28 protein-coding genes are annotated in these 24,953 nt (G+C 30.2%); 27 read left to right on the plus strand and 1 reads right to left on the minus strand.

Going from position 1 to position 24,953, the window contains the following annotated elements; all coding sequences use genetic code 11:
- Genes OWM07_RS07115 through OWM07_RS07215 form a run of 21 tightly spaced genes read left to right on the plus strand, consistent with a single transcriptional unit; the run spans position 1 to position 19,243 of the window.
- Positions 1-1,356 (plus strand): sigma-54-dependent transcriptional regulator, encoded by a 1,356-nt coding sequence (locus OWM07_RS07115; protein WP_423302988.1) that lies wholly within the window; start codon positions 1-3, stop codon positions 1,354-1,356.
- Positions 1,334-1,891, plus strand: a complete 558-nt coding sequence (gene pgsA / locus OWM07_RS07120) for a CDP-diacylglycerol--glycerol-3-phosphate 3-phosphatidyltransferase (RefSeq protein WP_423302989.1) — start codon at positions 1,334-1,336, stop codon at positions 1,889-1,891. The genes OWM07_RS07115 and pgsA overlap by 23 nt, the downstream gene beginning before the upstream one ends.
- The gene (locus tag OWM07_RS07125) at positions 1,888-2,970 is read left to right on the plus strand and encodes a DUF362 domain-containing protein (protein WP_423302990.1); all 1,083 of its coding nucleotides are present in this window, start codon (positions 1,888-1,890) and stop codon (positions 2,968-2,970) included. The genes pgsA and OWM07_RS07125 overlap by 4 nt, the downstream gene beginning before the upstream one ends.
- Positions 2,967-3,563 (plus strand): glycerol-3-phosphate 1-O-acyltransferase PlsY, encoded by a 597-nt coding sequence (gene plsY / locus OWM07_RS07130; protein WP_423302991.1) that lies wholly within the window; start codon positions 2,967-2,969, stop codon positions 3,561-3,563. Before OWM07_RS07125 ends, plsY begins: the two co-directional genes overlap by 4 nt.
- Entirely contained in the window at positions 3,560-4,714 is a 1,155-nt protein-coding gene (gene ribD / locus OWM07_RS07135) for a bifunctional diaminohydroxyphosphoribosylaminopyrimidine deaminase/5-amino-6-(5-phosphoribosylamino)uracil reductase RibD (RefSeq protein WP_423302992.1), read from the plus strand. Before plsY ends, ribD begins: the two co-directional genes overlap by 4 nt.
- Positions 4,696-5,346 (plus strand): riboflavin synthase, encoded by a 651-nt coding sequence (locus OWM07_RS07140; protein WP_423302993.1) that lies wholly within the window; start codon positions 4,696-4,698, stop codon positions 5,344-5,346. The genes ribD and OWM07_RS07140 overlap by 19 nt, the downstream gene beginning before the upstream one ends.
- Positions 5,346-6,563: a bifunctional 3,4-dihydroxy-2-butanone-4-phosphate synthase/GTP cyclohydrolase II gene (locus tag OWM07_RS07145; protein ID WP_423302994.1), complete on the plus strand. Its 1,218-nt coding sequence runs from the start codon at positions 5,346-5,348 to the stop codon at positions 6,561-6,563. The genes OWM07_RS07140 and OWM07_RS07145 overlap by 1 nt, the downstream gene beginning before the upstream one ends.
- Before the next feature lie 22 nt (positions 6,564-6,585).
- A complete protein-coding gene (gene ribH, locus OWM07_RS07150; protein WP_423303059.1) occupies positions 6,586-7,047 on the plus strand; it encodes a 6,7-dimethyl-8-ribityllumazine synthase in 462 nt (153 codons plus the stop codon).
- Positions 7,048-7,056: 9 nt separating this feature from the next.
- Positions 7,057-7,476 (plus strand): transcription antitermination factor NusB, encoded by a 420-nt coding sequence (gene nusB / locus OWM07_RS07155; RefSeq protein WP_423302995.1) that lies wholly within the window; start codon positions 7,057-7,059, stop codon positions 7,474-7,476.
- On the plus strand, positions 7,476-7,850 hold the full coding sequence (locus OWM07_RS07160; protein ID WP_423302996.1) for a hypothetical protein: 375 nt from the start codon (positions 7,476-7,478) through the stop codon (positions 7,848-7,850). Before nusB ends, OWM07_RS07160 begins: the two co-directional genes overlap by 1 nt.
- Positions 7,847-8,101, plus strand: a complete 255-nt coding sequence (locus OWM07_RS07165) for a DUF4911 domain-containing protein (RefSeq protein ID WP_423302997.1) — start codon at positions 7,847-7,849, stop codon at positions 8,099-8,101. Before OWM07_RS07160 ends, OWM07_RS07165 begins: the two co-directional genes overlap by 4 nt.
- Positions 8,091-9,455, plus strand: a complete 1,365-nt coding sequence (locus OWM07_RS07170; protein ID WP_423302998.1) for a TldD/PmbA family protein — start codon at positions 8,091-8,093, stop codon at positions 9,453-9,455. Before OWM07_RS07165 ends, OWM07_RS07170 begins: the two co-directional genes overlap by 11 nt.
- On the plus strand, positions 9,455-10,381 hold the full coding sequence (locus OWM07_RS07175; RefSeq protein ID WP_423302999.1) for a 3'-5' exoribonuclease YhaM family protein: 927 nt from the start codon (positions 9,455-9,457) through the stop codon (positions 10,379-10,381). Before OWM07_RS07170 ends, OWM07_RS07175 begins: the two co-directional genes overlap by 1 nt.
- Positions 10,382-10,401: 20 nt before the next feature.
- The gene (locus OWM07_RS07180; RefSeq protein ID WP_423303000.1) at positions 10,402-11,631 is read left to right on the plus strand and encodes a uracil-xanthine permease family protein; all 1,230 of its coding nucleotides are present in this window, start codon (positions 10,402-10,404) and stop codon (positions 11,629-11,631) included.
- Entirely contained in the window at positions 11,631-12,266 is a 636-nt protein-coding gene (upp, locus tag OWM07_RS07185; protein ID WP_423303001.1) for a uracil phosphoribosyltransferase, read from the plus strand. The genes OWM07_RS07180 and upp overlap by 1 nt, the downstream gene beginning before the upstream one ends.
- Positions 12,266-12,916, plus strand: coding sequence for a DUF502 domain-containing protein (locus OWM07_RS07190; RefSeq protein ID WP_423303002.1), 651 nt, complete (start codon positions 12,266-12,268; stop codon positions 12,914-12,916). The genes upp and OWM07_RS07190 overlap by 1 nt, the downstream gene beginning before the upstream one ends.
- Positions 12,903-13,706 (plus strand): shikimate dehydrogenase, encoded by an 804-nt coding sequence (gene aroE / locus OWM07_RS07195; RefSeq protein ID WP_423303003.1) that lies wholly within the window; start codon positions 12,903-12,905, stop codon positions 13,704-13,706. The genes OWM07_RS07190 and aroE overlap by 14 nt, the downstream gene beginning before the upstream one ends.
- A gap of 3 nt (positions 13,707-13,709) precedes the next feature.
- Complete coding sequence (gene pilB / locus OWM07_RS07200) at positions 13,710-15,407, plus strand: type IV-A pilus assembly ATPase PilB (protein WP_423303060.1); 1,698 nt, start codon at positions 13,710-13,712, stop codon at positions 15,405-15,407.
- Between the two features lie 12 nt (positions 15,408-15,419).
- On the plus strand, positions 15,420-16,508 hold the full coding sequence (locus OWM07_RS07205; protein WP_423303004.1) for a type IV pilus twitching motility protein PilT: 1,089 nt from the start codon (positions 15,420-15,422) through the stop codon (positions 16,506-16,508).
- Between the two features lie 15 nt (positions 16,509-16,523).
- Positions 16,524-17,732, plus strand: a complete 1,209-nt coding sequence (locus OWM07_RS07210; RefSeq protein ID WP_423303005.1) for a type II secretion system F family protein — start codon at positions 16,524-16,526, stop codon at positions 17,730-17,732.
- The gene (locus OWM07_RS07215) at positions 17,729-19,243 is read left to right on the plus strand and encodes a sensor histidine kinase (RefSeq protein ID WP_423303006.1); all 1,515 of its coding nucleotides are present in this window, start codon (positions 17,729-17,731) and stop codon (positions 19,241-19,243) included. Before OWM07_RS07210 ends, OWM07_RS07215 begins: the two co-directional genes overlap by 4 nt.
- Here OWM07_RS07215 and OWM07_RS07220 read toward each other — a convergent pair whose 3' ends face one another.
- The gene (locus OWM07_RS07220; protein WP_423303007.1) at positions 19,244-19,645 is read right to left on the minus strand and encodes an RrF2 family transcriptional regulator; all 402 of its coding nucleotides are present in this window, start codon (positions 19,643-19,645) and stop codon (positions 19,244-19,246) included.
- A 175-nt stretch (positions 19,646-19,820) separates the two neighbouring features.
- Between OWM07_RS07220 and OWM07_RS07225 the strand changes: the two genes are divergently transcribed.
- The 6 genes from OWM07_RS07225 to OWM07_RS07250 are packed head-to-tail and all read left to right on the plus strand — an operon-like array spanning position 19,821 to position 24,950.
- Complete coding sequence (locus tag OWM07_RS07225) at positions 19,821-20,219, plus strand: DUF3568 family protein (RefSeq protein WP_423303008.1); 399 nt, start codon at positions 19,821-19,823, stop codon at positions 20,217-20,219.
- Positions 20,212-20,661: an N-acetyltransferase gene (locus OWM07_RS07230; protein WP_423303009.1), complete on the plus strand. Its 450-nt coding sequence runs from the start codon at positions 20,212-20,214 to the stop codon at positions 20,659-20,661. Before OWM07_RS07225 ends, OWM07_RS07230 begins: the two co-directional genes overlap by 8 nt.
- Positions 20,662-21,981 carry a TldD/PmbA family protein gene (locus OWM07_RS07235; RefSeq protein WP_423303010.1) on the plus strand — a complete coding sequence of 440 codons (1,320 nt, stop codon included), beginning with the start codon at positions 20,662-20,664 and terminating at the stop codon, positions 21,979-21,981. It abuts the gene before it with no gap.
- 9 nt (positions 21,982-21,990) lie between these two features.
- Entirely contained in the window at positions 21,991-23,112 is a 1,122-nt protein-coding gene (gene prfB / locus OWM07_RS07240) for a peptide chain release factor 2 (RefSeq protein ID WP_423303011.1), read from the plus strand.
- Positions 23,096-24,187, plus strand: coding sequence for an alanine racemase (alr, locus tag OWM07_RS07245; protein WP_423303012.1), 1,092 nt, complete (start codon positions 23,096-23,098; stop codon positions 24,185-24,187). Before prfB ends, alr begins: the two co-directional genes overlap by 17 nt.
- Positions 24,180-24,950: an MlaE family ABC transporter permease gene (locus tag OWM07_RS07250; protein ID WP_423303013.1), complete on the plus strand. Its 771-nt coding sequence runs from the start codon at positions 24,180-24,182 to the stop codon at positions 24,948-24,950. The genes alr and OWM07_RS07250 overlap by 8 nt, the downstream gene beginning before the upstream one ends.
- The last annotated feature ends 3 nt before the right edge of the window (positions 24,951-24,953 follow it).

A 24,953-nucleotide genomic window follows, 5' to 3' on the forward strand; every position in this document is an offset into this window, starting at 1 on the left:
ATGGCTCACAGTATCTTAATTGTTGATGATGAAAAATCATTTAGGGATTTTTTAGAAATACTTTTTGTTGATGAAGGTTTCAATGTATATTTAGCAAAAGATGTGGCTGAAGCTACTGAAATAATAAAAAAAAATAAGGATAAAATAGATATAATTTTGTCTGATCTCGTTTTAAAAGATAAAGATGGGTTAGAAATCGCGAAATTTTGTAGAAGTAATGATTTAAATATTCCTCTTATACTTATGACAGCTTATGCAAGTGATGAGACTGCTATCGAATCGATAAAGCTCGGCGTAATTGATTATATTACAAAACCTTTTGATACAGATGAATTATTGGATCTCATTCATGAAGTATTATTAAAAGAAACATCACAGCAAGATGGTTGCTGTGAAGAATTAAGTGAAATTATTGGCAACAGCCAAGATATTATTAAGGTTAAAGAAGCAATCTTAAATGTAGCTAAAAGTGATGCAACAGTTCTTATTACTGGTGAATCTGGGACTGGGAAGGAGTTGGTCGCTAAAGCCATTCATAAATTAAGTAGTAGAAATAATAATGCATTTGTCGCTATAAATTGTGCTGCAATTCCTGCTGAATTATTAGAATCGGAGTTGTTTGGTTATAAAAAAGGTGCATTTACAGGTGCAAATTATGATAAAAGAGGTATTTTTGAGTCTGCAGATGGAGGGACTGTTTTTTTAGATGAAATAGCTGAAATGCCTCTTGGTTTGCAATCTAAGCTTTTACGAGTATTACAAGAATCAACAATAAGACCTATTGGAAGTAATATTGAGAGAAGATTAAATGTTAGAATTATAGCAGCAACAAATAGGGATTTGCATTCTGAAATAATTAAAGGTAATTTTAGGGAAGATTTATATTATAGGCTTAATGTATTTAATATTCACTTAACACCTTTGAGAGAGAGAAAAGAAGACCTTTTGCCACTTGTTAATTATTTTATCACGAAATATTCAAAAAAGTATGGTAAAAACATAAGAGGGATATCATACGCTGCTTTAAAATTGCTTGATAGTTACGATTTTCCTGGTAATGTTAGAGAGCTTGAAAATATAATTGAGAGAGCAATTATATTAGAAAAAACTTCAAAAATTTTACCTTCAAGTATAGAGTTAAGGTTGCGTGAAATAAAAGAGGAAGTATCAAGTGATATTTCGATTCCTGATGGATTTTCTTTGGATAAACATGTTGAAAGTATTGAAAAAAAATATATATCTAAGGCACTGGAATTAAGTAATTTTAATCAGAGTAAAGCTGCTAGGCTTTTAGGAATTAGTTTAAGAACATTGAGATATAAAATGGATAAATATGGGCTCAGAAAAGAACTTTAATATTGCAAATCAACTGACATTTTTACGGTTAATTATTGTGCCGATATTTTTGATATTTTTATTTATTGATAAAACTTATTCAAATATCATTGCTACTGTTTTGTTTATTTTAGCATCAATCACAGATTTTATAGACGGTTTTATAGCAAGAAAATACAATCTTGTAACGAATTTGGGAAAGATAATTGATCCTATAGCTGATAAAATCCTCGTTGCTTCTGCACTTATCGGTTTGGTGGAGCTAAAGAGGATTCCAGCATGGATAGTTATTATAATACTTTCAAGGGAATTTGCGGTAGGTGCTTTGAGGAATTTTGCATCTACAAAAGGGGTTGTAATCCCAGCTGGTTTAAGTGGGAAAGTGAAAACTACTTTACAAATGATTAGTATTTCAATGATTATATACAAAGAAAAATTCTTAGGGGTTGATATGTATTATTTGGGAAAAATCCTGCTTTATATTTCTGTTATTATTTCAATTCTTTCTTTAATCGATTATTTTTATAAATATTTTAAAAAAGGTAATCAAAATTGAGTTTAATACTAAAAGAATTTTATGATTACGATTTAGAGTCTTTAACAAGGTTTTTTTTTGATACTTTAAGTAGTAGTGGAAAATTTATAAATTCGAAAAAAATACTATTAAAACCTAATTTGTTGCAAGCATCACCCCCTGATAGGGCTATTACAACTCATCCAGTTTTTGTAGAGGCTGCTATTTTAGCAATTAAAGAAATAGATAGTGAAGCTGAAATTTATTTGGGTGATAGTCCTGGTGCAAACTTCATAAATTACGAAAATGTGTTAAGAAAAACGGAAATATTAGAAGTGATTAAAAAATATAATATTAATTTAGTTAGGATTGAAGAGTTTCATCCTAAAAAATATGGAGATATTATTTTAAGCTCTATTATTGAAAAAGTTGATTGTATTATCAATTTAGCAAAATTAAAAACTCACTCTTTGACAGGTTTAACACTTGCTGTTAAAAACCTATTTGGTTTGGTTCCAGGAAATTCTAAGGTTAAATATCACAAAGATTTCCCTAAAAATACAGATTTGGGGATTAATATTGCAAAAATTTATGATTATTTAAAAGATAAAACTATTTCCTACATAGATGGAATTGTGGCTCACGAGGGTGAAGGGCCATCAAGAGGTACTCCAGTAAAATTGGGGCTGGTTGGCTATTCTGAAGATGCAGTATTTTTAGACTTTGCTATAACAAAAATATTAGGTTTACCTTTGGATTTTTGTAAAACTAATATTTATTTTTTAAATAAAGTTAATCATTTTGATGAAAGTGCAATTCAAAATATTCAAAAGAGGAGAATTAAAGTTCCAATTTCTACAAAAGTTGATTTTTTACCTGTATGGCTAAAAAGATTTGTTGCCAGTAGGATAAAGGTTAAACCTAAAATCATTAAAAGTAATTGTATAAAATGTTATTTATGTTATAAATCATGTCCTGTGAAAGCTATACAAATAGAAGATGACAAATATCCTGTTATTGAAGAGAATAAATGTATAGAGTGTTATTGTTGTTATGAAGTTTGTGAGTCAGATGCTATAGAGTTAAAAAGATCATTATTACACAGGATTTATGTAAGATGAAGAGTATAATATTACTTATTGCAGCATATCTAATTGGCTCAATACCTACGGCATATTTAGTAGTAAAGCTAATAAAAGGGGTGGATATTAGAACTGTTGGTAGTGGCAATGTAGGTGCAACTAATGCAGGTAGAGTTTTAGGATTTTATGGTTTTTTATTGGTATTTATCATAGATATGCTTAAAGGTTTTTTACCAGTATATTTAACAAAACTGTTTTTTGGTGATACATTATTTCTATATATTGTTGCACTGTGTACAATATTAGGGCATACATTTACAATTTTTTTAAATTTTAAGGGTGGAAAAGGTGTAGCTACTGGAGTAGGGGTATATTTAGCATTATCTCCACTTAATTTATTATATGCGTTTATAGCTTTTATATTGATGGTTGGGATATTTAGGATGGTATCGTTAGGCTCAATTGTTGGTGCTATAGTCTTATCTGCTACTATGTGGTTAGGTGAGCAATCGATAATTTTGAAAATATTTACTACATTGCTTGCTATTTTTGTAATTTATAAACATAAGGAGAATATTAAAAGAATTATAAATGGTACAGAGAAAAAGATTGGTGAAAAGGTAAATATATGATCAAGCCTCATGATATAATCAAAGAGTGTGTTCATTTAGCTTTATTAGGGAAGGGGTATACTAAGACTAATCCTATTGTAGGTGCTATAATTGTTAAAGATGGGAGAATTATTGGAAAAGGTTATCATGAGGTTTATGGTGGGGCACATGCAGAAATTAATGCTATTAAAGATGCTATTGACTCAGTAGTTGGTGCGGATCTGTATGTGACATTAGAGCCATGTTCGATTCATGGCAAAACACCACCTTGTGTAGATGCAATTATTAAAAGTGGGATTAAAAGAGTTTTTATTGGTGTTGTTGATCCAAATCCAGAAGTTGCTGGCAATGGAATAAAAAAATTGATTGAAGCAGGATTAGAGGTTTATGTGGGATATAATGAGTTTTTATGTGCATCAATAATTGAAGATTTCACTAAAGGGGTTTTGCATAAAGAGCCCTATTTTACATTAAAACTTGCTCAGTCATTGGATGGTAAAATAGCAACTAAAAATGGTGATTCAAAATGGATTAGCTCCGAATCATCAAGGGCTTATGTTCATTATTTAAGAAGTATCTCTGATGCTGTTTTAGTGGGAGTGAATACTGTAAATAAAGATGATTCAAAACTGGATGTAAGATTAATAAAATCTGATAAAAACCCTTTAAAAATTGTTTTAGATCCAAATTTAAATATAAATATTAATAGTTATCTTTGCAAAAACTATCCTGAGAAATTAATTTTGTTTGTTAAGTCTATTAAAAATAAAGAAAAATATAATAAATTGTTAGATAAGGGTGTCCAAATTGTTGTTGATGAATCTGATGATAAATTAATTAATCTTAACTTTTTAGCAAACTATTTGTATAATAATAAGATATTAAATGTTCTGGTAGAAGGTGGCAGTGAAACGGCTGGTATTTTTTTAGATTATAATAAAATAGATAAAGTCCTTTTCTTCATCTCTCCTAAAATAATTGGTGGAAGAAATGCTATTACTTCTATAGGTGGAGAAGGGGTCAATTTTGTAAATGAATCAAAAGAAGTGAAAGTTTCTGAGGTGAAATATTTTGAAAAAGATATATTTATTGAAGGTAAAATAAAAGATTATACTGATTATGTTATAAAATTAACTGATAAGGTAAGAAATAGATGTTTACAGGGATTGTAGAAGAAGTAGGGCAAGTTGTTAATTTTATAAAAAAAAGTGATTTTGCAAATATAAAAATAAAATGCAAAACAGTTTTGGAAAATACCGAAATAGGGGATTCTATTGCTGTAAATGGAGTGTGTTTAACCGTTGTTAAAAAAGATAGTGATAGTTTTAGTGCAGATATTTCCTATGAAACATTAGAAAGAAGTACTTTTAAATATTGTACAGTTGGCTGGTTAGTTAATCTTGAAAGGGCATTGACTTTAAACAAAAGACTTGGTGGACATATTGTCCAAGGTCATGTAGACGCTGTGGGTAAAATTGTTGATATAATAAAGTTTAAGGATGCTTATAAGTTACATGTATCTTATCCAGCAGAGATTGATAAATATATAGCTGAAAAAGGTTCAATAACTATAGATGGAATAAGTCTAACTATAGCTAAGGAGATTGATAATAATACTTTTGAGGTCGCTGTGATCCCCCATACTTTTGATGTAACAAATTTGAAAAACAAAAGGGGTGGTGATTTTGTTAATATCGAAGTAGATGTGATAGCAAGATATATTGAGAAGTTGTTGAAAAAAGAGAATAATACTTCTAAATTATATAAAAATATACAAAATTTAATGACTTTGGAGGATTTTTAATGGATAAATCAGTTATGGCAACAGTTGAAGAAGCAATAGAAGAAGTTAAGAAAGGGAAAATGATAATACTTGTTGATGATGAAGACAGAGAAAATGAAGGGGACTTAGTTATTGCAGCTCAGTATGCTACTCCAGATGCAATAAATTTTATGGCAAAATATGGAAGAGGTTTAATTTGTTTGGCTTTAACTTCAAAAAGATGTGATGAGTTGAATTTACCATTGATGGTGAATGAAGATTCAAACAATACGAAATTTGGGACAGCTTTTACTGTGTCAATTGAAGCTAAAGAAGGGGTTACAACAGGTATTTCTGCCTATGATAGAGCAAAAACTATTCAGGTTGCAATAGACCCAAAAACAAAGCCTGAGGATTTGGCTAGGCCTGGTCATGTTTTCCCATTGAGAGCCAGAGATGGTGGGGTATTGGTTAGAGCGGGTCAAACTGAAGGATCTGTAGATCTGATGAAGTTGGCAGGATTATATCCAGCTGCAGTAATATGTGAGATAATGAATGATGATGGCACTATGGCAAGAATGCCGCAGTTGATCGAGTTTGCAAAAAAACATGACCTTAAGATATTAACTATTGCGGATTTGATTGCTTACAGAATAGCTAACGAATCGTTGATTGAAGAAGCGGCTATAGCGCATTTACCCACTGTTTTTGGTGAATTTGAAATTATGGGGTTTAAAAATAAGATAGATGGTCAAGAGGCTGTTGCACTGATAAAAGGTGAAATAAATCCAGATGAGCCAACTTTAGTAAGGGTTCATTCTCAATGTTTGACGGGGGATGTTTTTGGATCTTTAAGGTGCGATTGTAGAGATCAGCTTCACTGTGCCTTAGAAATGATATCTAATGAGGGTAAAGGTGTGCTACTTTATATGTTTCAAGAAGGTAGAGGGATAGGTCTGTTAAACAAAATTAAAGCTTATCATCTTCAAGAACAAGGGCTTGATACAGTGGAAGCAAATTTACATTTAGGTTTTAAAGAAGACTTGAGAGATTATGGTTTTGGAGCTCAGATATTAAGATATTTAGGTGTCAAAAAAATTAAACTAATGACAAATAATCCCAAAAAAATTAGATGTTTGTCAGGTTATGGACTTGAAGTGGTTGAAAGAGTGCCTATCGTTTGTGGGTTAAGACCAGAGAATGAAAGATATTTGAAAACAAAAAAAGAGAAAATGGGGCATGATATAGATTTTAAATAATAGGTTGGAGGATTTGATGAATATTAAAATATTAGAAGGTAAATATGACGGAACTGGTCTAAAGTTTGCAATTGTTGCTTCAAGGTTTAATGATTTTATAGTTAAAAGTTTAGTGGCTGGAGCTGTGGATGCTTTAGTTAGACATAATGTTAAAGAGGAAGATATTGTTGTATTTAAAGCTCCAGGTGCATTTGAAATACCATTGCTGGCTAAAAAGGTTGCTAAGACAAAAAAATTTGATGCAGTTATTGCATTGGGGGCAGTAATTAGAGGTGGAACTCCTCATTTTGATTATGTAGCAAGTGAAGTGGCAAAAGGGGTTGCAAGAGCATCCTATGATACAGAAGTTCCTGTAATATTTGGCGTGTTGACTACAGACACTATTGAGCAGGCTATTGAGAGGGCTGGAACAAAAGCTGGTAATAAAGGTGCTGAAGCAGCACTGTCTGCACTTGAAATTGTAAATTTAGAAAAGATGATTTAGTAGTAAAGTATGGGACTAAAGAGTATTGCAAGAGAAAAAGCATTTAAAATGCTTTATCAATATGAAATGACTAATTTTAAACCTGATCATCTTATTAACCAATTTTGGTATCTTGATGGTGAAAAAAATGAAAAGGTAAAAAGGATTGCAAATGAGCTTTTTAGACTGGTTATTGAAAAAAAGAGTTTTGCTGATGATATTGTAAGCAAGTATTTAAAAGATGGTTGGACATTTGATAGATTAACTGAAACTGTTAAAAACACTTTAAGAATGGGGATTGCTGAACTTTTTAATACCCAAACACCTATTTATGCTATACTTGACGAGTATACAACATTGACTAAAAAATATGAGGACGAAAAAGCTGCATCTTTTGTTAATGGGATTTTGGAAAAAATTAGAAAGGAATTTAATATCAATAGAGATTGATGAACAGGTATATCTGCTCTTTTGAAGAAAATAATATTTTTCCTGTTGTTATAGATTTTGATTTTAAGAATATAAAATGTAGAGGGTATTCTTTGTTATTGGATTTTATTTATAGAGGTGAAGTATTTGATACAATTAGTACCCTTGAAACTCTAAAAATGCCTATTTACATTAAAAAAGAAACATTTTTATTTAAATCTGGTTTTTTTTTGTATGATTTTAGCTTTATTAAAGATTCTATAAAAGATTTTGTAAATTTTATTAAGAATCTTAATTTTAATAGAATATATATTGAAAAGTCAAATTTTTTAAGTGAAGATGAGTATAATCTATTAGCAAAAAAATTTGATTTAGTGGTTTTGGAGTTAAAATGAGCAACTTGTATTCAGTTAGACTTAAATTTATAACTGATAAAAAGGATATTATATATTTGAATGCAATAATAGATTCTTATGAAGGGATCGGAATAGTTAGGACTATTGATAAAGAAAAGGGAAAAGTTGTTGTTTATTCCACAAATGGTTTGTATAAGTATGCATTAGAAGTGTTAGACTCACTAAAAAAAGAAGGGGTAAAAATTGAAAATTTAGTTATAGAGGAAAGTGAGAATGTCGATGAGTGGTAGAAGTTTTTTTTACGATATAATTGAAAAGCTTAATAAATACGGTGATTATGTTGATATTTACATTGAAAACTCTTCTTATAATTCAATAGTATTTGAAAATGGTAAGTTGGATAGGTTTGAAAAGGTAAAGGATTCTGGAGTCGGTTTCAGAATCATAAAGGATTATAAAACATATTATGCGTATTCAACAAGTTTTGATATTAAAGACTTACAAGAATGTGTTGATATTTTATGTGGTTTAGCCAAAAATAAGAAAGATGATAAAGTATTTTCTATAGAAAAAAAAGAAAGTTTTGACTCTAATAATCAGATACTAAATCATGAATTAAAAGATAAGATAGAAAAAATCAATTATGTTGATTCTCTTGCTTGGGGTTCTAATTTTACAAAACAGGTTACAACAGTTTTTAAAGAAACAAACAAAAATATTAGAATTATCACCAGTGAAGGTGATGATTTAACGCAGAATTTAGATTATACCACATTATTTTGTACTGTTGTATGTGAAAAAAACAATTTGTTGCAGACAGGTTATGAATCTATAGGTGGGCTCTATACTTTTGACAAAATGTTAGAAGAAAATATTGAAATGGTTAGTAAAAATGCTTTAAAAAGGGCTTTACAAAACTTGGACGCTGATTATGCACCTGCTGGTGAGATGTGTGTTGTTTTATCAAGCAGTGCTGGTGGCACAATGATTCATGAAGCTGTTGGTCATGGTTTAGAAGCAGATTTGGCTACCAATGGTTTGAGTGTTTATCAAAATAAAGTTGGTGAAAAAGTTGCTTCTGAAAAGATAACTGTTATCGATGATGCAACATTGGATGGCAAAAGAGGTAGCTTTTACTTTGATGATGAGGGTGTTAAGGCGCAAAGAACTGTTTTAATAGAAAATGGTATTTTGAAGAGCTATATGTTTGATAGATTGTATGCAATGAAAAATGATGTTAAAAGTACAGGTAATGGTCGAAGGCAATCTTATAGATATAAACCTATTGTTAGAATGACAAACACTTTTATTGCTTCCGGAAATGATAAGCCTGAAGATATTATTAAATCAGTAGATTTTGGAATTTATGTTGTGAAAATGGGGGGTGGTCAAGTTAATACTGTCAATGGAGATTTTGTATTTGAAGTTAATGAAGGTTATCTAATTGAAAAAGGGAGGGTTACAAAGCCTATAAAAAATGCGACATTGATAGGTAATGGACCAAAAATTATGATGGAAATAGATATGGTTGGGGATGATTTAGGTTTTGGAATAGGTACTTGTGGTAAAGATGGGCAAGGTGTGCCAGTGAGTGATGCTCAACCAACAATCAGAATTCCTAAAATTACGGTAGGTGGTAAATAATGGATTTAAAGGTAAGAGGAAGCAAGTTTTTGATTTTTGAAATAAATAAAAGTGTTACTAAAGATAATAGACCTTATATCAAGGTAATTTTGATGGATAAAGAAGGTAATACTTATAATGGTATAATGTTTGATAGTAATAAACTAAAATTTGATCCAGTTAAAGGCAATGTTGTTGAAGTAGAAGCTAATATTCAGCAATATAATGGTCAGCCTCAGTTTAAAATAACAAATATGGCTTTAGTAGAAGGGGAAAACAGGTTTGATTTTTTCCCAAAAACAGAAAATGATGTAGATAATATGTTTAATGAAATAAAAAGTTTGATGTATGAAAATATAAAAAATGAATACCTTTTAAAACTACTTAATTTATTTTTTAATGACAACGAGATAGTAGATAAATTTAAAGTAGTACCTGCAGCAAAAAATGTGCATCATGCTTATATTGGTGGATTATTGGAACATACATTATCTGTTGTCAAATTGGCAATAATTATAGCTGAATATTATTCTAAAGATGTAGATAAAGAACTGTTATTGATTGGTGCCCTTTTTCACGATATAGGTAAATTGTTTGAGCTTTCTGTTGATGAAAGTTTTGACTATACAGAAGAAGGAAAATTACTGGGGCATCTTCTGTTGGGTATTGAGCTGATTAATAACTATGCTAATAGAATCCAGGGTTTCCCAAAGAGATTAAAAAATCTTATTAATCACATGATTGCTTCCCATCATGGAATATTGGAATACGGTTCACCAAAAAGACCTAAAACGAAAGAGGCTTTACTGTTGCATTATATTGATGATATGGATGCAAAATTAAATACTTTTAAGTCATTGTTCGATAAAGAGAATATCGAAGAAGGGTGGACAAGTTATGACAGGTTGTTAGAAAGGCAGCTATTCAATCATAATTCTAAATATTAAAAGTGATAAAAGGAGGCATGATGGAAAGTAATTATTTAAAAACAGTTATTGTTGGCGTTCAGATGCTTTTTGTTGCATTTGGTGCACTTGTTTTAGTCCCCTTATTAACTGGACTTGATCCATCAATTGCACTTTTTACTGCTGGTGCAGGCACATTACTATTTCAGTTTATTACTAAAAGAAAAGTTCCTGTTTTTTTAGCAAGTTCATTTGCTTTTATTGCTCCTATCCAATATGGAATGAAACATTTTGGCGTTGCAAAAACATTGGGTGGTTTGACTTGTGCTGGTTTAGTTTATTTGATATTTGCCTTTTTAGTTAAAAAAGGTGGTATAAAGGCGATAGAAAGGTATCTGCCACCAATTGTAACTGGTCCAGTTATAATGGTAATAGGTTTAAAACTTGCTCCTGTTGCTGTTAAAATGGCAAAAAGCTTTGATGGTTCAGGAAATTTTGATCCAAAGGCGATGATAATCTCTTTGGTTTCATTGATTACAGCAATATTGGTTGTTATGTATGGTAAAAGGATTTTGAGTTTAATACCAATTTTAACTGGTATTTTTGTAGGCTATATAGTGTCTCTTTTGATGGGTGTTGTTGATTTTACACCTGTTACTCAGGCTAAATGGTTTAGTATCCCATGGATTGAAGCTATTAAAAATGGCAGTTATGCTTTCCCTATATTTGATTTAGCTGCAATTATGTATATAGTTCCTGTAGCTATTGCTCCTGCAATTGAGCATGTTGGTGATGTACTGGCAATATCATCAGTAACTGGTAAGAATTATTTAGAAGATCCAGGTTTACATAGAACTTTAACCGGGGATGGTTTAGCTACAGCCTTTGCATCTTTATTGGGTGGGCCACCTAATACAACATATTCAGAAGTGACAGGTGCTGTGGCACTAACAAAAGCATTTAATCCTGTTTATATGACAATTGCATCAATTACTGCGATAATATTATCATTTTTTGGAAAGTTAGGGGCAATCCTTAAGACAATCCCTGTGCCTGTTATGGGAGGTATATTGATATTGCTTTTTGGTATGATTGCTGCAATAGGTATTGGTTCCCTTGTAAAAAATAAAGTAAATATGAGCAAATCAAGAAATTTAGTTATTGCATCTGTAGTACTTGTGATTGGTATTGGGGATATGGTTATCTCTTTTTGGAGAATAAGTTTAGGTGGTATTGGTTTAGCTGGTTTGGTAGGGATATTTTTAAATGCAATTTTACCGGAGGATAAATAATGAAATATGAGAATTTAATTATCATTGATCACCCTTTAATTAAACACAAGTTAACTTATGTGCGGGATAAAAATACACCAAAAAAGGAGTTTAAAGAGCTTGTGGATGAGATAGCCATGCTTATGGCCTATGAAATAACGAAAGATTTCCCTTTAGAAGAGATAGAAATAGAGACACCTATTTGTAAAACCAAGTCTTGGGTAGTTTCTGGTAAAAAGGTTGTTCTTGTTCCTATCTTGAGAGCTGGATTGGGGATGGTGGATGGAGTATTAAAACTTATACCTTCTGCTAGAGTAGGGCATATTGGTATATATAGAGATCCTAAAACTTTAAAGCCTGTGACTTATTATTTTAAAATTCCTAACGATTGTGAGGATAGAGATTTTATTTTAATAGACCCAATGTTAGCAACTGGTGGTTCTGCGGTAGAGGCTGCTAGGATTTTAAAAGAGAATGGTGTTAAAAATATTAAATTTATGTGTTTGATAGCAGCACCTGAAGGTGTTGAAGTTTTTAGTCAAGCTCACCCTGAAATAAAAATATATACTGCTGCACTTGATGAAAGGTTGAATGAAAAGAAATATATTGTCCCAGGTCTTGGTGATGCAGGAGATAGGTTATTTGGAACTAAATAATGAAAAGATTTAGGCTTTTTCTAAGAAATACTTTTATCGCTGGTATTTTTACTGTATTGCCAATAGTTATTACCTATTTCTTTTTAAACTTTGTTTTTGTGAAATTTAGTGATTTTTTAATACCTTATTTAAAGGTATTAGTTCGTTATTTGCCAACAGATATCAAAGTCCCTGTATCTTATCTAAGGATTATTTCTTTTGTTCTGATGGTATTGATAATATTTTTTGTTGGTCTATTTACAAGAAACTATTCTGGTAAAAAGTTCCTCAGCCCCTTAGATAAGGCTATGAGGAACATCCCTTTTGTAAAAACGATTTATACTTCTACGAAGCAGATTATTGAGGCATTTCAAACATCTAAGGGTGCTAATTTTAAGAAAGTAGTTTTAATAGAGTATCCAAGGAGGGGGATTTTTAGTGTTGGTTTTGTAACAAAGGATACTTCAAAATTTTTCAACGATATAATTGATGAAGAGTGCTATAACATATTTATTCCAACAACTCCAAATCCCACATCAGGTTTTATTCTGATAGTACCTAAAAAAGATGTAATAGAGCTTGATATGACCGTTGAAGAAGGGATAAAATTTGTTATTTCTGCTGGTCTTGTTACACCAGATGTGTTAAAATTAAAAGATGGGGATATATAATTTTTGTTTAATAGGAAATCCAGTAGTACATTCATTATCACCAAAAATACATAATTACTTCATATTTAAAACAAAATTAAACGCAGGTTATGTAGCTTTTCAGGTCAACGAAGGCTATTTTACAGAATTTATTAGTTTCTTAAAAGAAAATGTAAACGGTTTCAATGTAACCCTTCCTTATAAAGAGAAAATTTTTAATTATCTGGATGATTTGGATAAAGATGCAAAAGAAATAAAGGCTGTAAATTGTGTTTTGATAAGAAATGGTAAAATGATTGGTTATAACACAGATTATTATGGAATTATGAAAACATTTGAAGATTATAATGTTGATATAGCAGGTAAAGATATAGTAGTTTTAGGATGTGGTGGTGCAGCAAAGCCATTATTGAAATTTCTAAAAAATGGAAGATATAGAAGTTTAAAAATTTTTAATAGGACTGTTGAAAAAGCTGAGAAAGTTATTGATGATTTTTGTTTAAATAATGTAGAAGTTAATTCATTGTTGGATTTGCAAAATTTAAGAGTTTGCGATATAATGATAAACACTACATCAATTGGTTTAGAAACTGGAGAATTTGTTGATTTAAATGTTAATGTAAAGGAATTTGCATTTGATATGCAATACAATTTGAAAGAACTAACACCTTTTTTGAAAAAAGTAAAAGGTTGTAAGAAATCTGATGGGTTAAATATGCTTATTTATCAAGCAAAAAAATCTTTTGATATTTGGACTAATACCTGTTATAATTTTGATATAAATGATATAAAAAAACATTTAGAGGGTTAATTGATGGTTTCAGCAAAATTAGGTGCACTTTTATTAAGCGAAAATCTTATAACAGAAGAGCAGCTAGCTAAAGCAATAGAAATACAGAAAAAAGAAGGGGGGAGATTAGGGAGTATTTTAATTAAATTGGGTTATATTGATGAGAAGAAGGTAGCAGAATTTTTAAGTAAACAGTATAGTGTTCCGTTTATTGATTTAAAATCTATTCAGATTGATAATAATGTATTAACCCTAATACCTCAAGATATGATGAAAAAGTTTTTAGTTGTTCCTTTTGATAGGGAAGGGCAGAATTTAAAAGTAGCAATTGCTGATCCATCAAATGCTTATGCTTTAGAAGAATTAAGGTTTTTAACAGGTTTTAATATAAAACCTTATGTTGCTGTAGAGTCTGCTATAAGGGAATTTTTAGAGAAAAGTAGTAGTTCTGAATCGAATGTTTTAGCAGAATTTGAAGAGATGGATCTTGAAGAATTAGAATTTGAAGAACTTGAAGAAGAAGAAAAGAGTGCTGAGGCTCTAAAAAAAGAAGTTGAAGATACACCAGTAGTTAAGCTTGTAAATTATATACTTAATGAGGCTGTAAAAAGAGGAGCATCGGATATCCATGTAGAGCCTTATGAGAAGGATTTTAGGGTTCGTTTAAGAGTTGATGGTGTTATGCATGAGCTAATTAGACCACCCAGAAAGATAAAAGATGCAGTTACTTCAAGGTTAAAAATATTATCAAATTTGGATATTGCTGAAAAAAGATTACCCCAAGATGGTAGGATTAAGATAAGGCTACAGGGAAGATCTATAGATATGAGGGTTTCAACTTTACCCGTATTGTATGGTGAAAAAGTAGTTTTAAGGATTTTGGATAAATCAAATCTACAACTTGATTTAGAAAAGTTGGGCTTTGAAGAAATATCGCTAGAAAGATTTATAAAAGCTATTGAAAGCCCTTACGGTATGGTTTTGGTAACTGGTCCTACAGGAAGTGGTAAATCAACAACTCTTTATTCAGCCTTAAGTAGATTAAATAAAGAAGAAGTGAATATTATGACTGCTGAAGATCCTGTTGAATATAATATTTTTGGTATAAATCAAGTTCAGATGAAAGAAGAGATAGGTCTAAATTTTGCAGCTGCTCTTAGAAGTTTTTTGAGACAAGATCCTGATATAATAATGGTTGGTGAGATAAGGGACTATGAGACTGCCGAAATTGCAATCAAAGCAGCTTTAACTGGCCATTTAGTTTTATCAACTTTACATACCAATGATGCACCAAGTACTGTAAACAGATTGCTTAATATGGGTATTGAGCCTTTTTTAGTTGCGTCATCAACAATTCTAATCTTAGCTCAAAGATTAGCAAGGAAAATATGTAATAATTGTAAAGAAGAAGTTAAGTTGCCAAAGGAAGCCTTACTCTCTGTTGGTTTTAGAAAAGATGAAATTGGAAAATTTAAAGTTTATAAAGGTAAGGGTTGTGAAAAATGTAGTGGTACAGGTTATAAAGGTAGAGTAGCATTGTATGAAGTAATGGAAGTTTCTGAGAATATTAGAGAGTTAATATTAAGAGGTGCTAATGCTACTGAAATTAAAGCTATGGCTATAGAAGAGGGGATGATTACATTAAGAAGGAGTGGTCTAGAAAAAGTGAAGAAAGGTATTACTACAATCGAAGAAGTGGTAAGGGTAACATTTGCTGATTAAAGGGGGTAATATATGTATTCATTGCAGGATTTATTGAAAAAAATGTTAGATTTAAATGCAAGTGACTTGCATATTACTGTTGGTTCACAACCTGTTTATAGAGTTAATGGGGAGCTTGTAAGGATAGATGGAGAGGTTTTAACCCCTGCTATGACTAAACAGATGTGCTATTCGATTTTAACTGAGGCTCAAAAGAAAAGATTTGAGGAAGATTGGGAATTGGATTTTTCATTTGGAATAAAAGGGGTTAGTAGATTTAGGGCAAATATTTTTATGCAAAGAGGTGCTGTAGCCGCTGCATTTAGAAGGATCCCTTATAAGGTTATGACTTTTGAGGAATTAGGTTTACCACCAATAGTAAAAACTTTATGTGAAAAACCTAGAGGGCTTGTTTTAGTAACTGGTCCAACTGGTAGTGGTAAATCAACCACTCTGGCAGCAATGATAGATAAAATAAACAATGAGAAAAAGGTACACATTGTAACAATTGAAGATCCTATAGAGTATTTACACCCCCATAAGCAGGCAATTGTCAATCAAAGGGAAGTTCATTCTGATACAAAATCATTTATAACGGCACTTAAATATATTTTGAGACAAGATCCTGATGTTGTGCTAATTGGTGAGATGAGGGATTTAGAAACGATAGAAGCAGCGTTAACTGTATCAGAAACAGGCCACTTGACTTTTGGAACATTACATACAAACAGTGCTGTACAAACTATAAACAGAATTATAGATGTTTTCCCACCACATCAACAACCACAAATAAGAGCTCAATTATCTTTCGTTTTAGAAGGGATTATATGTCAACAACTTTTGCAACGAGCTGATGGAAAAGGGAGAGTTTTGGCCTGTGAAGTATTAATCCCTAATCCTGCTATTAGAAATCTTATAAGAGAAGATAAGTTGCATCAAGTTTATTCTATGATGCAGACTGGTCAAGAAGAGCACGGTATGATAACGATGAGTCAATCTTTATATGAATTGTATAGAAAAGGTCTTATTACTTATGAAGATGCTGTAAATAGAGCTGTATATCCTGATGAAGTGAGAAATATGATTGATGCTGGGGGTATAAAAAATAGAGGAAGATTTTAAAAAAGGGGTATAAAAATGCCAAAGTTTATTTACAAAGGTAAGGATAGTTTAGGAAAGCCTGTATCAGGTGTAATCGAGGCTAAAAATAAGCAAGAAGCAATGAATACATTAAAATTTCGCAAAATTGAAGTGCACGAATTAAAAATGGACTGGAAAAATATAGAGCTGTCTTTTGGTGAAAAAATTACAGATATGGATATTGTGGTTGCAACAAGGCAGCTTGCAACAATGATTAATGCTGGTTTACCAGTTGTTAAGGCTTTAGATATTATCGCTTCTCAGACTCCAAAGAAAAAATTAAGAAAGATTTTTGAGGAAATAAAATCAGATATAGAGCAGGGGCAAGCCTTTAGTAAGGCATTGGAAAAACACAGAAATATTTTTGGTGATTTATATATAAATATGGTAGCTGCTGGTGAAGCAGGTGGTTTATTAGATGATATTTTAGATAGATTATCTCAATATATGGAAAAAGCTATCTCATTAAAAAGAAAGGTTAAATCAGCTATGATGTATCCATCTATAGTTTTGATAGTTGCTGTTTTAGTTGTTTGGGGGTTGATGGTATTTATTATCCCTAAATTTAAAGAGATGTATGAGGGTTTTGGTGGTCAATTACCAGCATTAACTCAGTTTACAATTTCTCTTAGCAACTTTTTGTCAAGCTGGTATGGAGGAGGTGTCATTTTTGGAGGATTGATTGTTACAGTGATAACAATAAGTATTCTTTATAAAAAAACAGAAAAAGGGAGATACTTTTTCGATAGTGTTTTATTAAAAATTCCAAAAATTGGTGATTTAATAAGAAAGGTTGCGATATCAAAATTTGCAAGGACATTTGGAACTCTTTTGAGTAGTGGTGTTGCTATACTTGATGCTCTTGATATTGTTGCTAGGACAAGTGGAAATAAGGTTATCGAAAAACACTTATTGAGAAGTAAAATTGATATTGAGGCTGGTAAAACAGTTGTTCAGCCTTTAGAAAAAGCAGGTGTTTTTCCACCTATGGTTACTCAGATGATTGCTGTAGGTGAAGAAACAGGTGCTTTGGATAAAATGCTTACCAAAATTGCTGATTTTTACGATGATGAAGTTGATAGAACAGTTGAGGGATTAACAAAAATGATAGAGCCAATGCTAATGATTTTTGTGGGAGGAGCTGTTGGTTTTGTAATAATTGCTATGTATTTGCCTATATTTAAGCTTGGTTCTGTTGTTGGATGATAAATGTTTTATTAAAAGATAAATTAGTAATCCCTTTTGATTTAAAAAAAATTAATAATATTATAATCTTAATTAGATTATTAATATTTTATTTTATTCTTATTTTGGTATATTTTACCAATCAATTTAAGGTTTATCTTAACGAACTTATTGGATTGGCTCTATTTATTGCATTTATTAGCCTTATCATTTTCATTTTAAATTACACAATAAACAACAAATATTTATTAATTTTTCAGTCTATCATAGATGTTATTATTGTATCTTATCTGATTTATAATACAAACTTTTTAGATAGCCCTTATATTATTTTCTTTGCGTTTATTATTGGTTATTTAGCGTTTGTTTTTGGATTTAAAATTGGTTTATTAGGATTAATTGAATTTATTTTATCAACATTGCTTATTTATTTAATTTATTCTTTAAAAAGTAATATAAATTTTTCTTATTTATTAAATCAGTTCCAATATCTTTTTGCTTTTATAATAATTTATTTATTAACATCATACTTGCATTATCAATATAGTAAGAGAGTTAGGGAATATGAAGAGTTACATGATATACATGAGGTAATAGTAAAAAATATCGGTATAGGGATTATTTTATTGGATGAACAAAACAGAGTGGTTTCTTGTAATGATGCTGGCAAAAAGATTTTGTCATTAGATGATAAGATTATTGGTAAAAAATTGGATGATATTTTTGTAAATTTGGAGTTAGATGAAGATATTATAAGTTTTAATGATAAATTTATTGGATACAAGCTTCAGGATTTTAGAGATGAACATTATAATAGATTTGGTAAATTACTTATATTTCAAGATGTTACTGAAAAAGAAAACTTAAAAATAGAGTTAGCTAAAAAACAAAAACTTGCTAATTTAGGCCAGTTTTCAGCAATCGTTGCTCATGAGATAAAAAATCCATTAGGAGCTATTAAAGGGAGTATACAGATTATCAAAAAACAGTTAACTGATAATAAGTTGCTTGATATTGTTGAGCGGGAAATAAACAAGCTTGATATGATATTGAACAATTTGTTATATTTTGGTAAACCAGCTAAAAAGGAAAAAGAATTAATTTATGTAAATGACTTTATAGAAAATTTTATTTCATATTTTAAAATTAATGAAATATTTGATGAATTAAAATTTGTATTAAAATTAAATAACAATTTCAAATTGTTGATTACTGAATTGGAGCTTAGGCAAATTTTTTGGAATTTGATTATGAATTCTTACGAAGTCAAATATGATGCTACAATTGTGATTGAGACCTTTAGAGATGAAAATTATAATTATCTTGTATATTATGATAACGGTCCTGGTATAGATTTGTCTATAATTGATGATGTTTTAAAGCCTTTTTATACAACTAAAAGGACTGGGTCTGGGTTAGGATTATATATTATTAAAGAGATATGTGAAAATAATGATATTTTATTTAAATTATATTCGAACGATGAATTTAATGGATTTAAGATAGAATTTAAAATAACTAAAAATACATAATTAATTTTCTTTTATTAAATCAATTAAAGTATAATTTTTTAGTTCCTTTACAATAGAATTGTTTATCTTTGATAATGTAAAATTAATTTTGCAGTTATCAGATCTATCACACAGATTTGGGTTATCTATACATTCATTTAAATATATATCACCATCAATTGCTGATACTATATCATATAGAGTAATTTCATCTGGAGATTTTGTGAGTTTGAAACCACCTTTTTTCCCTTTTGTAGAATCCAATAGTTTTTTTTTTGCTAAAGTTTGTAAAATTTTACCTAAAAAACTATCAGGTACACCACAAAATTCAGAAAGTTCACTACGCATATATATCTTTTTTTCGTTCATTGCTAAAAATAACATTACTCTTAAGGCATAATCTGCTGCTTTTGTTAATTTCATAAATAACCTCTTTTTTAGGATTAAAATACTCTTTTTGTCTTAATTTGTCAAATTCTTTTTATTCTAAACTAATTGGTTGAAAAAACATCTAAAAGTGGATAGTATATTATTATATTATCAAGGTTCACAATATTGATAGTAATAGTTAAATTTTTAAAATAAATTGGAGGTACTAATGAAAAAAACAATAGTAATTTTATCTATTTATCTTATTTCTTTGTTTCTGACTGGTTGTGTAGCTCCTGTAATAGTGGCTGCTGGTGCTGGTGCAGGTGCAGCTTATAGTTTGACTGCAGATTCTGTGTCAGATAACTTTCCAATATCCAAAGAAAGAGCTGTTGAAGTTTTTTCTCAGATACTAAAAAATGAAAATGGAAAAATTATAATTGTTTCCATATCAGAAGGAAAAATTGATGGTGAGATTGGGAAGAAAAAAGTTTATTTTAGAGCTAAGCCGCTTACAGCTAATGCTACAAAAGTTGTTATAAAAGTAAGAAAGGGGTATAATTTATTACCTGATAAAGAGTCAGCTGTTGAGTTGTATAAAAAGTTTGTGAAGGTTATAAATGGTTAGAAATGCTAAAATGCAGGATGCTAAAGCTATACAACAGCTTGTTAATAGTTATGCAAAAGATGGTTTGATGCTGACTTTAAGTATAAACGAAATATATGAAAATATTTTAAAATTTTTAGTTTACGAGGAAGAGGATAGAGTAATTGGTTGTTGTGCATTATATCCATCTTGGGAAGATTTAGCTGAAATCCGTTCTTTAGCAGTTGAGAAAAATGTACATAAGAGGGGGATTGGTAGACTCTTAGTTGAAAAATGTATTGAAAAGGCCCGTGAAATTGGTATTAAAAAGGTTTTTGCACTTACTTATCAAGTGGAATTTTTTAAAAAGTTAGGTTTTGAAGTAGTTGATAAAAATGATTTACCTAAAAAAATTTGGTCTGACTGTTTAAAATGCTGCAAGTTTCCTGATTGCGATGAATTTGCAATGATTAAGGAGATCTAAATGGACTATTTGACTATTATTGAAGAAGGGCTTAAAGTTTATGATGATATTCAACTGTTAATTGTTGAAAATGAGACAAAAAAGGTGACTGTAAAACATGGTGAAATTGAAGATTTTTTAACATCTATTAATAAAGACCATTTTATAAGAATTATCAAAGATGGTAAACATTATTCTTTTAGAGTATCTGGTGGTGATTTGAAAGAGATAAAAAAGGTTTTAAATGAAGTAAAAGATATTTTTTTATATTTGACTAATGAAAATTATGAGTTAAACAGGAATTATTCTAAGTATGATAAGGAATTATATTTAAAAGATAATTTTTATTACAAAATGAATAATAGTCAACTTGTTAATACTGCCTTAGAGATTGAGGCTAGTGCACTAAATTATAGTAAATATGTAAAAAATGTAAGGTATACAAATTTTACTGCTACTTTGGAGAAGAAATATTTACTCTTTTCTGATGGTGAAGTTTTAACTGAAGAAAGCACGAATTTTAGTGGCTCAACCTATGTAGTCGCTGAGAAAGATGGTGATTCGCAAAGTGGTTATGATTTTTCATCCTCTGTTTATTTTGATGATTTTGAATATAATTTAATAGGACAAAGAGCAGCTATAGAAGCGGTAAGTTTATTAGGGGGTAAAAAACTAAAAAGTGGTAAATATTATATAGTTTTTAAAAATACTATTATGGCAGAATTTTTAGAATTAATAGAATATCTTGTGAATGCAGAAAATATTTTGAAAAATAAAAGTTTGATGAAAGACATGTTGGGAAAAGAAGTTGCGTCTAAAAACTTATCAATTGTAGATAATTCTAAAATTGAAAGAGGGGTGGGTAGTTATTGTTTTGATGATGAAGGTGTTGTTGGAGGAAGAACTGAAATTATTAAAAATGGTATTTTAAAAGGGATTTTACATAATAATTTTACATCAAAAAAATTAAATCAAAAAAATACTGGTAATGCATCCATAACAGGAAGTGTGAAAGTTGATATTTCAGCTTCGAATTTGATACTTAGTGGTGAACAAATTGTTAATTTTGATGTTTTGAAAGATTACAATGATGTGTTATTAGTTACTGATGTTATGGGGATGCATATGGCTGATCCTATTAGTGGAGATTTTTCAATAGGTATAAGTGGAATTTATTTTAAGAATGGTGAAGAAGTTACACCGTTTAATGAAATGGTATTAACAGGTAATATAACGGATTTGCTTAAAAATGTTATTGCGGTTTTTGATGATACGAGGGATTTTGGTGGGGTAATAACACCATCTATCATGTTTGATAAATTTATGGTTAGTGGTTCTTAAGGGGTGAGTATGTTGATTGAAGAGTTATATGATACTTTGGACGAAATAGATAACAATATTAATTCATTTAAGCAGATTGTTAATGAAGAAGAATTATTAAAAAAAATTGAAGAAGTGGACAAAAAATCTTTAGAAGATCCTAATTTTTGGAATAAAAAAGAATCAAAGCATTTACTCAAAGAGCAAGCTTCTTTAAAAAAATTCTTAGATGAGTGGAAAGAATTATTAAATATTAGAGAAGATATTGATGTATTGATTGAGCTATATAAAGAAGGTTCTGAAGAAGTAAAAGATGACATTGTTTCAAGTATTGATGAATTAAAGAAAAAGGTTACAGATTTTGAGCTGAAGTTAATATTAAATGGTGAACATGATATTAATAATGCAATAGTTACAATACATGCTGGAGCAGGTGGGACTGAGGCTTGTGATTGGGTATCAATGCTTTTTAGAATGTATACAAGATGGGTAGAGAGAAAAAAATATAAATACGAGATACTTGATATGTTGCCTGGGGATGAAGCAGGAATTAAGTCAATTACTTTTAATGTTATTGGGGATTATAGCTATGGTTATTTAAAGGGTGAGTCTGGTGTTCATAGATTGGTTAGAATTTCCCCTTTTGATGCGAATAATAGAAGACATACTTCTTTTGCTTCTGTTTTTGTTTTACCTGAAATTGATGATGATATTGAAATAGAGATAAATGAATCTGACCTAAAGATAGAAACATTTAGAGCAAGTGGTGCTGGTGGTCAGCATGTAAATACTACAGATTCTGCAGTAAGAATAACTCATTTACCAACGGGCATAGTTGTAACATGTCAAAATGAAAGAAGTCAGCATAAGAATAAAGCACATGCGATGAAAATATTAAAAGCTAAGCTTTATGAGTATGAGCTTGAAAAGAGAAATAAGGAAAAAGAGAAGTTAGAAAGCAGTAAAACTGAGATTGGTTGGGGTAATCAAATTAGATCTTATGTTATGCACCCTTATAAGATGGTAAAAGATCTTAGGACTAGATATGAGGCTGGCAATGTTGATGCTGTGATGGATGGTGATATCGATGATTTTATAAAATCTTATCTATTTATGGAGGCTGGCATCAATAAAAATGCTGACCAAAATTAAGACATTAAGACCTACTTATGCAGAAATAAATCTTGCTAATTATAAGCATAATATAGAGATTGCTAAGTCTCTTTCTAAATCAAAAATTATAGCTATAGTTAAAGCAGATGCTTATGGTCATGGTGCTATAAGATTGTCAAAACATGCTTATGAACAGTGCGGTATAAAAGATTTTGGTGTAGCAACAATAGAAGAGGGTGTAAGTTTAAGACAAAATTTACCTTTTGAGGCAAGGATAATTACTCTCGGTTATATTGATGAACATCACTTTGATGAGTTGATACAATATAAAATTACACCAACAATTTTTGATGAAAATATAATGTCAAAATTAGATAAATTTGCAAAGAAACACAATGTAGTTTTGGATGTTGTTTTAAAAATTGATACTGGGATGAACAGGTTGGGGTTTGATATTCACACAAATTATTATGAGCTAGTCAAAAATTATACAAATTTAAGAATTGTATTGGTAATGACACATTTATCATCTTCCGATACTGATTTAGAATATACAAAATGGCAAATAAATCGATTTGATGGATATCTTAAGAAATATAATATTAATGCAGAAACATCAGTGTTTAACTCATCTGCAATATGTTTTTATTCAAATAAATACACTTATACAAGGCCTGGTATTATGAGTTATGGCTATGTTTACCCAGAAAACAGATTTGGTTTAAAGCCAGTAATGAGTATTTTTTCAAAAATTATACATATAAAGAAATTAAAAAAAGGTGATAAAATAAGTTATAACCAGACTTATACTGCAAAGAAGGATATGAAAATCGGAGTAATTCCAATAGGTTATGCAGATGGATATTTTAGAAATTTAAGCAATAAGGGTATAATGTTTATAAATGGAAAACCTTGTAATGTAGTAGGTACAGTTTGTATGGATATGACAATGATAGATATAACTCATCTCAATGATTCAGATTTAGATAGTGAAGTTGAGATATTAGGTAAAAATATTGATGCAGAACAGATAGCTAAAATGTGTGGTACAATAAGTTATGAAATATTATGTGCTGTTTCAGATAGAATTCCAAGGGTTTATATAAATGATTAAATTCTTTGAAATTGTTGGTGCACCTATTTTAAATTTTATCTATGGCTCTGGTAGAATTTTTCTTTTTTTCATAGATTTTTTTAGATGGGTATTTGTACCCCCTTATCGGTTAAAGCTTTTGTTTAAGCAGATAGAATTTATTGGAATCAATTCGCTTTCTGTTATCATTTTGACTGGGACTTTTACAGGGATGGTTTTTGCTTTTCAAAGTTACATTGGTTTTCACCGTTTTGGTGCTGAATATATGGTGGGAACTGTTGTGGGATTAGGTATGGCAAGAGAGCTTGGACCTGTTTTAAGCTCCATTATGGTCGCTGCTAGAGCAGGTTCTGCAATAGCAGCAGAAATTGGAACTATGAGGGTTACAGAGCAGATAGATGCTTTGTATGCTTTAGCTGTTGAGCCAGTACAATATTTAGTGGTTCCTAGGATGCTGGCTGGTGTTATTGTTATGCCTATTTTAAATATAATTGCAGTATTTTGTGGTGTTGTTGGAGGCTATTTTGTTGGTGTCGAGATTTTAGGCATCAATAAAACATTATATCTAGAATATATGTATCGTTATGTAGACTTTGAAGATATATATAATGGACTTATTAAAGCAACTGTTTTTGGTCTTATACTAACTTTAGTTGGTTGTTATAAAGGGTTTTATACCACTGGTGGAGCTGAAGGTGTGGGTAAGGCTACGACTGAATCTGTGGTGTTATCTTCAGTATTAATTTTAGTGTTTGATTATATACTTACTGCATTTATGTTTTGAGGT

The organism is Deferribacter thermophilus, assembly GCF_049472675.1.
Lineage (GTDB): Bacteria > Chrysiogenota > Deferribacteres > Deferribacterales > Deferribacteraceae > Deferribacter > Deferribacter thermophilus.